This is a genomic window from Streptomyces sp. ML-6 (assembly GCF_030116705.1).
In the GTDB taxonomy this organism is placed as follows: Bacteria; Actinomycetota; Actinomycetes; order Streptomycetales; family Streptomycetaceae; genus Streptomyces.
Genome location: NZ_JAOTIK010000001.1, coordinates 6,716,126 through 6,729,204, shown reverse-complemented (window position 1 = coordinate 6,729,204; position 13,079 = coordinate 6,716,126). Strand labels below are relative to the sequence as shown.

12 protein-coding genes are annotated in these 13,079 nt (G+C 74.3%); 5 read left to right on the top strand and 7 right to left on the bottom strand.

The annotated features are described in order from the left end of the window. The first annotated feature begins 94 nt into the window (after positions 1-94). From OCT49_RS29600 to OCT49_RS29590, 3 genes are all read left to right on the top strand, one after another. On the top strand, positions 95-1,057 hold the full coding sequence (locus tag OCT49_RS29600) for an electron transfer flavoprotein subunit alpha/FixB family protein (RefSeq protein WP_283854857.1): 963 nt from the start codon (positions 95-97) through the stop codon (positions 1,055-1,057). 390 nt (positions 1,058-1,447) lie between these two features. Further along, entirely contained in the window at positions 1,448-2,449 is a 1,002-nt protein-coding gene (locus OCT49_RS29595; protein ID WP_283854856.1) for a sporulation protein, read from the top strand. Next, the gene (locus OCT49_RS29590) at positions 2,449-2,703 is read left to right on the top strand and encodes a twin-arginine translocase TatA/TatE family subunit (protein ID WP_283854855.1); all 255 of its coding nucleotides are present in this window, start codon (positions 2,449-2,451) and stop codon (positions 2,701-2,703) included. Before OCT49_RS29595 ends, OCT49_RS29590 begins: the two co-directional genes overlap by 1 nt. Positions 2,704-2,808: 105 nt before the next feature. On the opposite strand, the gene OCT49_RS29585 is transcribed toward OCT49_RS29590, so the two are convergent. From OCT49_RS29585 to OCT49_RS29565, 5 genes are all read right to left on the bottom strand, one after another. Further along, positions 2,809-3,039, bottom strand: coding sequence for a phosphopantetheine-binding protein (locus OCT49_RS29585; protein WP_283854854.1), 231 nt, complete (start codon positions 3,037-3,039; stop codon positions 2,809-2,811). Between the two features lie 4 nt (positions 3,040-3,043). After that, a complete protein-coding gene (locus OCT49_RS29580; RefSeq protein WP_283854853.1) occupies positions 3,044-3,676 on the bottom strand; it encodes an isochorismatase family protein in 633 nt (210 codons plus the stop codon). 13 nt (positions 3,677-3,689) lie between these two features. After that, positions 3,690-5,387, bottom strand: a complete 1,698-nt coding sequence (locus tag OCT49_RS29575; protein WP_283854852.1) for a (2,3-dihydroxybenzoyl)adenylate synthase — start codon at positions 5,385-5,387, stop codon at positions 3,690-3,692. Next, positions 5,384-6,589, bottom strand: a complete 1,206-nt coding sequence (locus tag OCT49_RS29570) for an isochorismate synthase (protein WP_283854851.1) — start codon at positions 6,587-6,589, stop codon at positions 5,384-5,386. Before OCT49_RS29570 ends, OCT49_RS29575 begins: the two co-directional genes overlap by 4 nt. 100 nt (positions 6,590-6,689) lie before the next feature. Continuing rightward, positions 6,690-7,526 carry a 2,3-dihydro-2,3-dihydroxybenzoate dehydrogenase gene (locus OCT49_RS29565; protein WP_283854850.1) on the bottom strand — a complete coding sequence of 279 codons (837 nt, stop codon included), beginning with the start codon at positions 7,524-7,526 and terminating at the stop codon, positions 6,690-6,692. Positions 7,527-7,669: 143 nt separating this feature from the next. On the opposite strand from OCT49_RS29565, the gene fhuB reads away from it, so the two are divergent. Together fhuB and fes are read left to right on the top strand one after the other, a co-directional pair. Further along, on the top strand, positions 7,670-9,991 hold the full coding sequence (fhuB, locus tag OCT49_RS29560) for a Fe(3+)-hydroxamate ABC transporter permease FhuB (RefSeq protein WP_283854849.1): 2,322 nt from the start codon (positions 7,670-7,672) through the stop codon (positions 9,989-9,991). An 86-nt stretch (positions 9,992-10,077) separates the two neighbouring features. After that, the gene (fes, locus tag OCT49_RS29555; RefSeq protein ID WP_283854848.1) at positions 10,078-11,313 is read left to right on the top strand and encodes an enterochelin esterase; all 1,236 of its coding nucleotides are present in this window, start codon (positions 10,078-10,080) and stop codon (positions 11,311-11,313) included. Positions 11,314-11,394: 81 nt separating this feature from the next. On the opposite strand, the gene OCT49_RS29550 is transcribed toward fes, so the two are convergent. Together OCT49_RS29550 and OCT49_RS29545 are read right to left on the bottom strand one after the other, a co-directional pair. Next, positions 11,395-12,870 carry a DHA2 family efflux MFS transporter permease subunit gene (locus tag OCT49_RS29550; RefSeq protein WP_283854847.1) on the bottom strand — a complete coding sequence of 492 codons (1,476 nt, stop codon included), beginning with the start codon at positions 12,868-12,870 and terminating at the stop codon, positions 11,395-11,397. Continuing rightward, complete coding sequence (locus tag OCT49_RS29545; protein ID WP_283854846.1) at positions 12,867-13,079, bottom strand: MbtH family protein; 213 nt, start codon at positions 13,077-13,079, stop codon at positions 12,867-12,869. The genes OCT49_RS29550 and OCT49_RS29545 overlap by 4 nt, the downstream gene beginning before the upstream one ends.

The following is a 13,079-nucleotide window of genomic DNA, read 5'->3' as shown; positions in this document are numbered from 1 at the left end:
TGGGGTGGTGGGCCGGTGTGGCCGGTGGCTGCTGGTGCGGTGGCCGGTGTGGGTGTTGTCGTTCCGTCTTTGATTCGCAGGAGGTTGGGGTTCCATGGCTGAGGTTCTGGTTTTTGTCGATCACGTGGACGGTGCCGTCCGCAAGCCCACGCTGGAGCTGCTGACGCTGGCGCGGCGTCTGGGTGATCCGGTGGCGGTGGCGGTGGGTGCGGGGGCCGCGGACACGGCTGCGGTGCTGGCCGGGCACGGTGCGGTGCGGGTGCTGGTGTCGCAGGCCGCGGAGTTCGGTGAGTATCTGGTGGTGCCGAAGGTGGAGGCGCTGCAGGCGGCGTGCGAGGTGGTTGCGCCGGTGGCGGTTTTGGTGGTGTCGTCGGCGGAGGGCAAGGAGGTCGCGGCGCGGCTGGCGCTGCGGCTGGGGTCGGGTGTGATCACCGACGCGGTGGACCTGGAGGCGGGTGCGGAGGGCCCGGTGGCGACGCAGTCGGTGTTCGCGGCGTCGTTCACGACGCGTTCGCGGGTGGTGCGGGGGACGCCGGTGATCACGGTGAAGCCGAACAGTGCGGCGGTGGAGGCGGCCGCGGCGGCGGGTGCGGTCGAGGAGCTGGCGGTGGAGTTCTCGGCGGCGGCGACGGGCACGCGGGTGACGGGGCGCACGGCGCGGGAGTCGACGGGGCGTCCGGAGCTGACCGAGGCGGCGATCGTGGTCTCGGGCGGGCGCGGGGTCAACGGGGCGGAGAACTTCGCGGTGATCGAGGCGCTGGCCGACTCGCTGGGGGCGGCGGTGGGCGCCTCGCGCGCCGCGGTGGACGCGGGCTGGTACCCGCACTCCGCGCAGGTCGGGCAGACCGGCAAGAGCGTGTCCCCGCAGCTGTACATCGCCTCGGGCATCTCCGGCGCGATCCAGCACCGGGCCGGGATGCAGACGTCCAAGACGATCGTCGCGGTCAACAAGGACGCCGAGGCCCCGATCTTCGACCTCGTCGACTACGGCGTCGTCGGCGACCTCTTCCAGGTCCTCCCCCAGCTCACCGAGGAAATCAACACCCGCAAGGGCTGACACCCGGCCCGTGGCGCCCCGGTTTCGGGGCCGCGCGGAGATCCACCGACCGGCCCCGCCGACGCTCCCCCGCGTCGGCGGGGCCGGTCGCGTACCGCACGGGCCGGGCTCCGCCCCGACGCGTGCGTGCGTGCGTGCGTGCCACGGTGCGGCGCCGGACAGTACGCTCACCGGGACATGGCAAAAGCACGGCAAAACGCGCTCGTCAAGCAGCTGTCCGGACCTCATGGGCGATCCTTTTCGGACTTTCCCGCCCACCGGGCCCCAGGATTCCTGCACCCCCTCCCAGCAGCCCTATGCTTCTACACACCTGTAGAGTTCGGGCGCTTCCTCCGAATGTGCCCGTGCTCCCCGCACCCCTCGTACGCACATAAGGGAGTGAACGCCGCCATGGTGTTCAAACGACTGCTCGGCTCGCTCGGCGTGGGCGGCCCCACCGTCGACACGGTTCTCGATCCCGGGGCGGTCGCCCCGGGCGGGCCGCTGTCCGGCCAGGTCCATCTCAAGGGCGGCAACGCCGACTTCGACATCGAGCACATCACGCTGGAGCTCATCGCGCGGGTGGAGTCCGAGCACGAGGAGGGCGAGAGCGAGGGCGTCGTGGCCTTCGAGCGCCTCACCGTCGGCGGCGGCTTCCGGCTGGCCGAGGGCGAGCAGCGCAGCGTGCCGTTCACGGTCGCCCTGCCGTGGGAGACCCCGATCACCGAGCTGTACGGGCAGGCCCTGGGCATCGTCCTCGGCGTGCGCACCGAGCTGGCGGTGGCCGGGGCCAAGGACAAGGGCGACCTGGACCAACTCACCGTCCGCCCGCTGCCGGTGCAGGAGGCCGTCCTGGAGGCGTTCGGCCGGCTCGGTTTCGGCTTCAAGTCCGCCGACCTGGAGTACGGGCACATCGGCGGCACCGGGCAGCAGCTCCCCTTCTACCAGGAGATCGAGCTGTCCCCGGCGCCGCAGTACGCGCACGCGGTCAACGAGATCGAGGTCACCTTCCTCGCCTCGCCGGGCGGCATGGAGGTGGTCCTGGAGGCCGACAAGCGCGGCGGTCCCTTCTCCGACGGGCACGACGCGCTCAGCCGGTTCACGGTCCCGCACGACGGCGTGGAGCACCAGGACTGGACGGCCCTCGTGGACGGCTGGCTGCGGCAGCTGGTCGAGCACCGGTCGGCGTACGCGGCGGAGTCCGCGTACGGGCACGACGGCCCGTACCCCGCGCAGCACGGGGACCATTCCCACGGTGGCGGTCACCGTTCGGGACCGGGCATCGGCACGGCCGTCGCGGTGGGTGCCGCCGGGCTCGCGGTCGGGGTCGTCGGCGGCATGGTCGCGGCCGAAGTCGTCGACGAGGTCGGGGACTTCCTCGAAGGCGACGACGAGGACGAGGACGACGACTGATGTTCGGGATCAGCGAACTCGCGATCATCCTGATCGTGGTCATACTCCTCCTGGGCGCCAAGCGGCTCCCCGACCTCGCCCGTTCCGCGGGCAAGTCGGCCCGCATCCTCAAGGCCGAGGCCAAAGCCATGAAGGACGCCCCGAACGGTGACGGGGGGAGCTCGCAGCCCCAGGTCATCCGCGGCGAGGCCGTCGACCGCCGGGACACCGGGGGTCCGGCGCCGGACCCGGGCCGGGCACCGGGGCACGGCTGATCCACCGGGCCACAGGGCCGTCGAACCGCCAAGCCGTCGGGCCGCTCGTGCGAGCGGCCCGACGGCTGTCCGGGGACGTGGTGCTTCCCGGGCGGGGAGGGCGGGTCAGGCGGTGGCCTTCAGGAGTTCGGCCCAAACCTCCACGGCCGGGCGTTCGGCGAGGTCCGCGACGGCGATGTCGATGCCGTGCGCCTCGCGCCAGCGGCCGACCAGGGCCATCAGACGGATGGAGTCGAGTCCGTAGTCGACGAGGTTCTCGTCGTCGGGGATGTCGTCGACGGGTTCGCCGAGGATGTCGGCGATGTCCTCGCGCATCTGCTGCAGGGTGAGTGCCACGGGGTCAGATCCCTTCCAGGACGGTGTCGGCGGTGGTGACGACGGCGCACCGGCCGGCGGCCCAGCGCAGGGCCATGGCGTGTTCCTCGGCCGAGAAGTCCGCCACGGCGTCGGCGACCACGAAGGCCTGGATGTCGCGCATCCAGGCGTCGCAGGCGGTCATCAGCACGCCGATGTGGGCGTAGACGCCGGTGACGACGAGCTGGTCACGGCCGAGGGCGGCCAGCCGGTCCGCCAGGTCGGTGCGGACGAAGCCGCTGTACTTCCACTTGGTCACGACCTCGTCGTCCGGGCCGGGCGCGACGGCTTCGACGATCGCCGCGGCCGTGGGGTCGTCCGGCAGGCCGGAGCCCCAGAAGTCCTGTTGCAGCCCGCGTTCCTCCCGGGTCTGCCCGCCCGGCTGGGCGGTGTAGAGGACGGGGATGCCGAGTTGTCCCGCGCGCTTCTTCAGGGCTGCCACGCCCGCCAGGAGTTCCGGGACGGGGGACGCGCCGACGTCGTAGGCGGAGAGGAAGTGGTTCTGCAGATCGTGCACGAGCAGGACCGCGCGGGCCGGGTCGACCTTCCAGTCGACCCGGTTCGCCGGCAGATCCGCGGCGGCGGGCATGGGGTACGGGGTGATCCTGGGCAGGGCCATGGGGGTGTCTCGTTCAGTCCTGTGCGGGGGTGGACAGCCGGGGAGCGGCCGGTTCGGGGGTGGTGGCGGAGGGCTCGGGGGCGGTGGCGTCCGTGCCCGCCGGGCGGGCGGCGGCCCGGAGGTCCTTCTTGGAGATCTTGCCGACCCCGGTCTGCGGGAACGCGGTCACGAACTCGACGCGGTCGGGCACCTTGTAGGCGGCCAGGCCCCGTTCGCGGACGAAGCGTTTGACGGCCACCGGCTTCAGCGGCTCGGCGCCGGCCCGCAGGATGACGTAGGCGCAGGTGCGTTCGCCGAGGTAGGGGTCCGGTTCCCCGACCACGTTGGCGTCGTGGACGGCGGGGTGGGCGAGGATGTGGTTCTCGACCTCCTCCGCGGCGATCTTCTCGCCGCCCCGGTTGATCTGGTCCTTGGCCCGGCCCTCCACGACCAGGTGGCCGGTTTCGGTGCGGCGGACGATGTCGCCGGTGCGGTAGAAGCCGTCCGGGGTGAAGGCGCGGGCGTTGTGCCGGGGGGCGTTCCAGTAGCCGCGGATGGTGTAGGGCCCGCGGGTCAGCAGGTGGCCGGAGCTGCCCGGGGGCAGGTCCTCGTCCGCGTCGTCGACGATGCGGATCTCGTCGTCCGGGGAGATGGGACGGCCCTGGGTGGTGACGACGGTCTCCTCGGGGTCGTCGAGGCGGGTGTAGTTGACCAGCCCCTCCGCCATGCCGAACACCTGCTGGAGCGTGCAGCCGAGGGCCGGGCGGACCCGCCGCGCGGCCTGCTCGCTGAACTTGGCGCCGCCGACCAGCAGGACGTCCAGGCTGCTCAGGTCGTACGGGGTGGTGGGCGCCGCCTCGGTCCAGATCAGGGCGAGCGGCGGGACGAGGCCGGTGATGGTGACGCGTTCCCGTTCGATCAGCGGGAAGGCGGTCTCGGGGCTGGGGCGCGGGCAGAGCACCACCCGGGCTCCCGCGTACAGCGCGCCGAGCGTGCCCGGCGAGGACAGCGGGAAGTTGTGGGCCGCGGGCAGGGCGCACAGGTAGACGCTGTGCTCGTCCACCGCGCAGATCTCGTTGGAGCCGCGCAGCGAGTAGATGTAGTCGTCGTGGGTGCGCGGGATCAGTTTGGGGATGCCGGTGCTGCCGCCGGAGAGCTGGAGGAAGGCCAGGTCCCCGGGTTCGGGCCCGTCGAGCGGCACGGGGTCGGTGTGCACCGCGTCCAGCGGCTCGAAGGGGCCCGCGTCCGGCCCGGCGACGAACACGTGGCGCAGGGTGGGGACTTCGGCCCGGACCTTCGCCGCCAGCTTCCGGTAGTCGTAGCCGTCGTGCTCCCCGGCGATCACATAGGCGGCGGCCCCGGTGAACTCGCAGAAGTAGCCGATCTCCGACTCGCGGTGCGCGGGCAGCGCGAAGACCGGCAGTGCGCCGATCCGGAAGAGGGCGAAGACCACCTCGAAGAACTCGGCAATGTTGGGGAGTTGCACGACCACCCGGTCGCCCCTGCCGATGCCCCGGGCGAGCAGTCCGGCGGCGAGCCGGTCGGCCCGGACATCGAGTTCGCCGTAGGTCCGGCGCGTGCCGGCGGCCGGGTCGACGATCGCGACGCGGTCGGGGTGGGCGGCGGCGCGTTCGCGCAGCATGGCGCCGAAGGTCTCGCCGCGCCAGTAACCCGCGGCGCGGTAGCGCTCGGCGTACTCGGCGGGCCAGGTCGGGGTGGGGTGGAGGGTCACAGCCGGGCCCCCACGGCGCCGAGGAAGGTGCGGAACTTCGCGGCGGTCTCGGCGGTCTCCGCCTCGGGCTCGGAGGCGGCCACCACTCCGGCGCCGGCGTACAGGCGCAGCGAGGTGGGTTCCGCCTCGGCGCAGCGGAGGGTGACGACCCATTCGCCGTCGCCGTCGGCGTCCCCCCAGCCGACCATGCCGGTGAAGAAGCCCCGGTCGAAGCCCTCGCTCTCCCGGATCACCCGGCGGGCGGTGTCGGTGGGGGTGCCGCAGACGGCGGGGGTCGGGTGCAGCGCGCAGGCCAGTTCGAGGGCGGCGGTGTCCGGGGAGCGGAGCCGGCCCGTGACGGTGGTGGACAGGTGCCACATGGTGGCGGTGCGCACCAGGGTGGGCCGGGCGGGGACCGTCAGGTCGGTGCAGTACCGGGCGAGGCTCTCCTCCACCGCGTTGACCACGACGGCGTGTTCGTGCAGGTCCTTGGCGGATTCCAGGAGGGCCGCGGCGCGTCGTACGTCCTCGGCGAGGTCGTCGCTGCGCGGTACGGAGCCGGCCAGCGGGTTGGCGACCACGCGGGAGCCGCGCCGGGACACCAGCAGTTCGGGGCTGGCGCCGAGCAGGGTGCGGTCGGGTCCGGTGGGCAGGGCGAAGGTGTAGCCGGAGGGGTCGCGGCGGGCCAGTCGCTGGAGCATGGCGGCGACGTCGAACGGGGCGGTGGCGTCGATCCGCAGGGTGCGGGCGAGCACGACCTTGCTGAACTCGCCCTTCCACATGCGTTCGACGGCGGCGGCGACGGATGCCGCGTACTGCTCGGGCGCCGGTTCCTGGTGGACCGTCATGTCGGTCCGGGAGGGCGGGTCCACGGGCAGGGCGACCAGCGGGTCGGCGGTCAGCGGCGGCGCGGTGTGCAGGACGGCCGGCACGGCGAGCGCGGCGGGGGCGTCCTGGTCGAAGGGTATGGCGCCCATGACGAGGGGGGCGGGGTGCCCGGCGGAGCGGGCCGCGGCGAGGGCGGCGGCCACCCGCAGGGCCGGTGGGCGCTCGTCGTGCGGCACCTCGCTGTGCACTCCTTCGCCGAGCAGGGTGCGTGTCGGGGTGCCGAGGAAACGGGCGCCCGGGGCATAGGAGTTGAGCAGGCCGGTGGCCGCGCCCACGGCGGGGTGGTCCGGCTCGGCGAGGGTGTGGGGCGCGGCGACTTGTGGTGCCGTCGGCACGATGGCTCCGTTTCTCGCACGTCCGGCTGCGGGCGCGGGCGCGCGGTGCGGGGGGTTCGGGGGTGTGTTTCGGTGCGCGGGATGGGCGCGGGGAGGACGGTCAGCGAAGGGTCGCGCCGCCGTCGACGTAGAGCTCCTGCATGGTGATGTGCCGGGCCGCGTCCGAGACCAGGAACAGGACCGCCCCGGCGATGTCGGCCGGATCGGCGATGCGGCCGAGCGGGATGCCCGTGCGGTACGCGGCCGGGTCGCCGTCGATGACCCGGCGGGGCGCCTCGGGGTCCTGCCACAGCGCGCGTTGCATTGCGGTGTCGGTGGAGCCGGGGGCGACCACGTTGCAGCGGACGCCGGTGCGGGCGAGTTCCAGGCCGAGGCATTTGGTGTACATCGCCGCGGCGGCCTTGGACGCGGCGTAGGCGCCCATGTGCACTCGGGGCACGCCGGCGGCGTTGGAGCCGACGGTGACGATGCTGCCGCGGCCGCGGGCCGCCATGCCCGGGGCGACGGCCCGGGCGGTGTGGAAGACCCCGGTGGTGTTCACGGCGAAGGTGGCCGTCCAGTCCTCGTCGGACAGTTCGGCCGCCGGGCCGGGGCGCAGGATGCCCGCCACGTTGACCAGGATGTCCAGCGGGCCGTGCCGGGTGGTGACCGTGTCGACCACGGTGTGCACGGCCGCGGCGTCGGTGACGTCCATGGCGTACGGGGTGATGCCGCCGGGTTTCGACGCGCCGTCGGCCACGGCGTGTTCGGCCGCGAGCGCCTCGACGCCCTCGGCGCGGCGGTCGGTCGCCGCCACGTGGGCGCCCTGGGCGGCGAGTGCACGGGCGACGGCCGCGCCGATGCCCTGGCCCGCTCCGGTGACCAGGGCACGGCGGCCGGCGAGAGTTCCGCTCCCGCCCGGGACGCCGTGGTGGCTCCCGGTGTTTCGTTCCGCCATGGACGCGGAAGCGTCGGATATGACTTCGGACACGACTGACCCCCACTTCGTAAGGCAAGCCTAACCTTATTCGAGCAAAGTTGACAGCCGCCCGTCATTCGACCGGCGACCTCGGCTTTCTATGGTTAGGCTAACCTCACTTCATGCACATACGGCATTCCGAGGTCCCCTGCCCCGACGGACAAAAGGGCGGAAACACAGGGACGTTGACGGTGGGGGCCGACCGGCCCTCCCCCACCGCCCCCGTGGCCGGCCCGGAGCGCCGTCCCGCAGCCGAGCCCTCCCGGCGCCGCACCGGACTGGTGATCGCCGGTTTCGCGGCCGTCCTCGTCCTGTTGTGCGGCGTCTCGCTGTGCGTGGGCGCGGGCGAGGTCGGTCCGGGCGGGGCACTGGACTATCTGCTGAACCGTCACGGCGCCCGCTCGGACAGCCGTCTGGCCCTGGTCATCGGCGATCTGCGGCTGCCCCGCACGCTCACCGCCGTCCTGGTCGGGGCGTCCCTGGGCGTGGCGGGCTGCCTGCTCCAGTCCGTGACCCGCAACCCGCTCGCCGAGACCGGGCTGCTGGGCGTCAACGCGGGCGCCTCGCTCGGTGTCGTGGCCGGCATCGCCCTGCTGGGACTGAGTTCCGGTTACGCCTACCTGGTGTGCGCCTTCGTCGGCGCGGTGGTCGCCAGCGGTCTGGTGCTGCTGATAGCGGGCCGGGGCAACGGCAGTTCCCCCATGCGGCTGGTGCTCGCCGGTTCCGCGCTGGGCGCCACCTTCGGCGGGCTGACCAGTGTGATCCTGGTCAACTCCGCCGAGACCTACGACCGGTTCCGGTTCTGGGTGCTGGGCTCCCTGGCCGGGGTCGACGGATACGGGGAGCTCGGCCGGCTGCTGCCCGTGCTCGTGGTCGGCTTCGTGGTGGCGCTGCTGGTGACCCGGCCGCTGTCGGCCCTCGCCCTCGGCGACGACCTCGCCCGCGGCCTCGGCCACCGCCCCTCGGTGATCCGTACGACGGTCGCGGTGGCCGTGACCCTGCTCACCGCCGGTGCGGTCGCGCTGGCCGGGCCCATCTCCTTCCTCGGCCTCCTCGCCGGGTTCCTGGCCCGGGCGCTGGCCGCCACCCGCCCCGCCGCCCGGGTCGTGCTGGCCGGGCTGATCGGCGCCGGGGTGCTGACGGTGGCGGACGTGGCGGCCCGGGTGGTGTCCCGGCCGTTCGAGGCGCCGGTGTCGGTGATCGTGGCGCTGATCGGCGCGCCGGTCCTCATCGGCATCGTGCGCTCGCGGCAGTTGGCCGCGATGGGCATGACCGAACCGGCCGCCGACGGCGCCCCGTCGAAGCCGGGCCGGGCCCTGGTGCCGGCCGGACTCGCCGGCGCCCTGCGGAAGCTGCGGCCCGCCCGGACCGCCCGGACCCCGGGGAAGAACGGGGCGGCCGGGGCGCTCGCCCCGGGCACGGCGGTCCTGCGGCGCGGCCCGCTCTCCCTGCTGGTGCACCGGCGGCCCGCGCTCGCCGTGCTCGTCCTCGCCGCGCTGGCGGTGGTGGCCGTCGTGCTGTCCGCGTACGCGGGCCAGAGCGACATGGGCGTGGGCCGCACCTTCCGCGCGGTGTTCGGGCAGGGCGACCGCTTCGACGTCCTGCTGGTGCAGAAGTTCCGGCTCGGGCGGATCGTCGCCGGGCTGGCCGCCGGCGCGGCCCTGGGGCTCGCCGGCTGCCTGACCCAGACCCTGGCCCGCAACCGGCTCGCCACCCCCGAACTGCTCGGCGTGAACGACGGTGCCACCGCCGCCGTGCTGCTGTCGGTGACGCTCAGCGCCACCGGCACCTTCGGCGACTGGTGGGCCGGTCCGCTCGGGGCGCTGGCCGCCGTGCTCGTCGTCACCGCCGTCTCCGGCGGCCTCGGCACCCGCGGCTACCGGGTGCTCGTGGTCGGCCTCGCGATGTCGGCCCTGGCCTCCGCCGTCACCCAGGTGGTGCTGTCCCGCCGCTCCCTCAACTCGGCCGGTTCGCTGTACATCTGGACCTCCGGCAGCCTCAACGGGCGCGGCTACTCGGTGGCGGTGCCCGTGCTGATCGGGCTCGTCGTCCTCGTCCCGGCGGCCCTCGCGGTGGCGCGGCACCTGGCCGTGCTGCGCTTCGACGACGTGACCGCGACCTCGGTGGGCGTCCACCCGAACCGGGTGCGGCTGGTGTGCATGCTGCTGGCCGTGGCCCTCGCCGGTCTGGCGGTCGGGGTGTGCGGCCCGGTGGCGTTCGTCGCGCTGGCCTCCCCCGTCATCGCCACCCGGCTGGCCGGCCCGCTCCGGGTGCCGCTGGTCGCCTCGATGCTGACCGGGGCGGTGCTGACGGTGGCCGCCGACACCCTGGGGCGGATCGTCTTCTCCGGTTCCGAACTGCCGGTGGGCGTGGTGACCACGGTGCTCGGCGGGCCCTTCCTGCTGTGGGTGCTGCTGGGCCGGTCCGCCGCCACCCGGGTGTGAACCACCGCCACCACCCGGGGATGAACCGCCGTCACCGCCGCCCCCGTCCACGACCTTCGCACCACCCGCACGAAAGGCAGACGAACGTGACCGCTCTCCCCAGCCCCGCCCTGCGGGCCCTGCGCGACGGGGTCCGGGCCCGGGTGCCGGGCGCCGAGGAGGAGTTCTGGCTCCGCGCCGGCCGGACGGGCACCCCGCTGGTCGAGCCCGACCCCGAGGGCGACCCGGCCCACCGCCTGGTCACCTTCGTCTGGCGGGACGACCCGGACCGGCCCGCCACGGACGTCCTGCTCCTGGTGCACACCGTCACCGACCGGGACCGGCACGCCGGTGACCTGACCCGGCACCTGATGCGGCGCGTCGAGGGCACCTCCGTATGGGCGCTCTCCCACCGGCTGCGCGCCGACCACCGCGCCTCGTACCAGTTCCTGCCCGGTCACCGCACCCGCGAGGAACTGCTGCGCACCGACCGGGTGTCCTGGCGGGCCGCGCTGGACCGGGCCCTGCCCGACCCGCTCGGCCCGGCACCCCTCCTGCCGTCCCACGGCGGGCGCCGGCCGGCCTCGGTGCTGTCGCTGCCCGATGCCCCGCCGCAGCCGTACGTCGCCGATGACGGCCCCGTGCCGCGCGGGACGTCGGCGGAGCACGAGGTCGACGGCCGCCGGGTGACCGTGCGCCTCCCGGCGGGGCACGGGGCCCCGCGGGCGGTCGTCGTGCTGCTCGACGGCGAGATGTGGGGACCGGTCCTGGACGCCGGCGGCATGCTGGACCGGATGCACGCCGCCGGATCGCTGCCGCCGACCGCGGCGCTGATGGTGGACACGATGGATGCCCGGATGGACGACCTGAGCTGCAACGGGGCGTTCGTGGACTGGCTGGCGGACACCCTGCTGCCGTGGGCGGAGGCGGAGTTCGGCACTCCGGTGCGCCCGGGGCGGACCGTGCTGGCCGGACAGAGCGCGGGCGGGCTGACCGCCGCGTTCGCCGCGTTCCGGCGCCCCGACCGGTTCGGCCTCGCGGTGTCGCAGTCGGGGTCCTTCTGGTGGCCGGACGACGACCCCGACAAGGGCGCGGAGTGGCTCACCCGGCAGTACGCGTCCGGCCACCGGCGGCCGGTCCGGCTGTGGCTGGAGGTGGGCGTCCAGGAGTGGATGCTCCTCGCGGAGAACCGCCGGCTGCGCAACGTCCTGCGCGCCCGCGGCTACGACGTGACCTACCGGGAGTTCAACGGCGGCCACGACTACGCCTGTTGGCGCGGCGGCCTGGCCGACGCCCTGGTGGACCTGCTGGGGGACGACGCGGAGGCGCCCGCCGGACGGTGAGCCGCGCCGTGTCCGTCGTACGGACGTGCGGAAGGTGCCCCGCGGGAGTCCCGCGGGGCACCTTCCGTGTGTACGGGCCGCTCAGGCCGCCCGGAGACCCTCCGGCGCGTCCTCGCCCGGCAGGTCCTCGTCCGGCGGCGGGGGCTGCGGTGCCGTGCACGGCAGCCGCAGGGCGAACAGGGCCGCCAGGGCCACCAGGGCGGCCGTGGCCCACACCGCCGTACGGAACGGCCCGGCGTCCATCGTGGTCCCCGCGCCGTGGGCGCCGCCGCCGACCAGGGCCGCGCACAGGGCGATGCCGAGGGCGCCGCCCAGGGTGCGGACGATCTGGAAGAGGCCCATCGCCTGGCCCATGTCGGGCGGCGCGATGGTCTCGAACCCGGCGATCTGCACGGTGAGGACGGCCGTTCCGAGCACCAGCCCGATCAGGAACATCAACGCCCGCACGGCCCAGCTGTTCTCCGCCGTGCCCGGCACCGCGAGCGCGCCGAACACCGCGGCGGCCAGCAGCAGCGCGGCCACCGCCAGGCGGCGGGGGCCGAGCCGGGGCAGCAGCCGGTCCACCGCCTGCGAGGCCAGCATCAGGCCGATCGCCTCGGGGAACACGCTCAGCCCGGCGTCCAGCGCGGAGCCGCCCAGGGCGGCCTGGAACAGCAGCGGGACGACGAACAGCACGCCCATCAGCCCGGCCGCGGTCAGGGCAGCCAGTGCGGCGGCCGTCCCGTAGTACCGGTCGCCGAGCAGCCGCAGCCCCAACAGGGGGGCCGGGGCCCGGCGTTGCTGGATGACGGTCGCCACCAGCAGCGCCGTGCCCAGCACCGCGCCCAGCACGACCGGGGGGTCGGACCAGCCGTGCGCCGGGCCGAAGCCGAGCGCGTAGGTGAGCAGGCCGAGGGCAGGCGTGGCGAGCCAGAAGCCCGCCCGGTCGAACGGGCCGGCGGTGCCCTCGACGTGCTCGCGCAGCCCGATCGCCCCGAGCAGTACGGCGGCCACGCCGACCGGCACGTTGACGAAGAACAGCCAGTGCCAGGAGAGGTGTTCGGTGAGCAGGCCGCCGAGCGGCGGGCCGAGGGCGGGCATCAGGGCCGTCGGCACGATCAGCACCTTCGACAGCCCGGCCCGCTCCGACGGGGCGAACGCCCGGAACAACAGCGTCATGCCCACCGGGGTCAGCAGTCCGCCCGCCAGGCCCTGCAACGCGCGCGCCACGACCAGTACCGGCAGGTTCCAGGCCAGCCCGCACAGTGCGGAGGCCGCGGTGAAGACGGCCAGCGAGCCGAGGAAGACCCGTTTGGTGCCGTACCGGTCGCCGAGCCAGCCGGCCACCGGCAGGGCGAGCGCCAGGGCGACCAGGAACGCCGTCTCGACGGTGTTGGCCGCCGAGACGGGCCGGCCGAAGTCCTCGGCGATGGTGTAGAGGGCCGGGTTGACGATGGTCGAGTCCAGGCCGTTCATGCACATCGCGGCCACGTAGACCAGGACCACGGCGAGCCGGGGGCGGATGCGCGGCGTCGGCAGCCGTCCGCCCCGCCCGGTACGGGATTCGGGTGCGGTCACCGGGCCGGCAGCCCGGTGTCGAGCGCGGTGATCCGGTCCAGTGCCTCCTGGCGCGGGCACGGCCCGTGGACCGCCGTCCAGCCGGCCGGTACGTCGGCGAACTCGGGCCACAGCGAGTACTGGCGCTGTTCGTTGACGAGGACGAGGAAGGCCTCGGCCCCGCCGTCGGCGTCGAAGGGATTGACGGGTGCGTCGCTGTTCACGGCCAT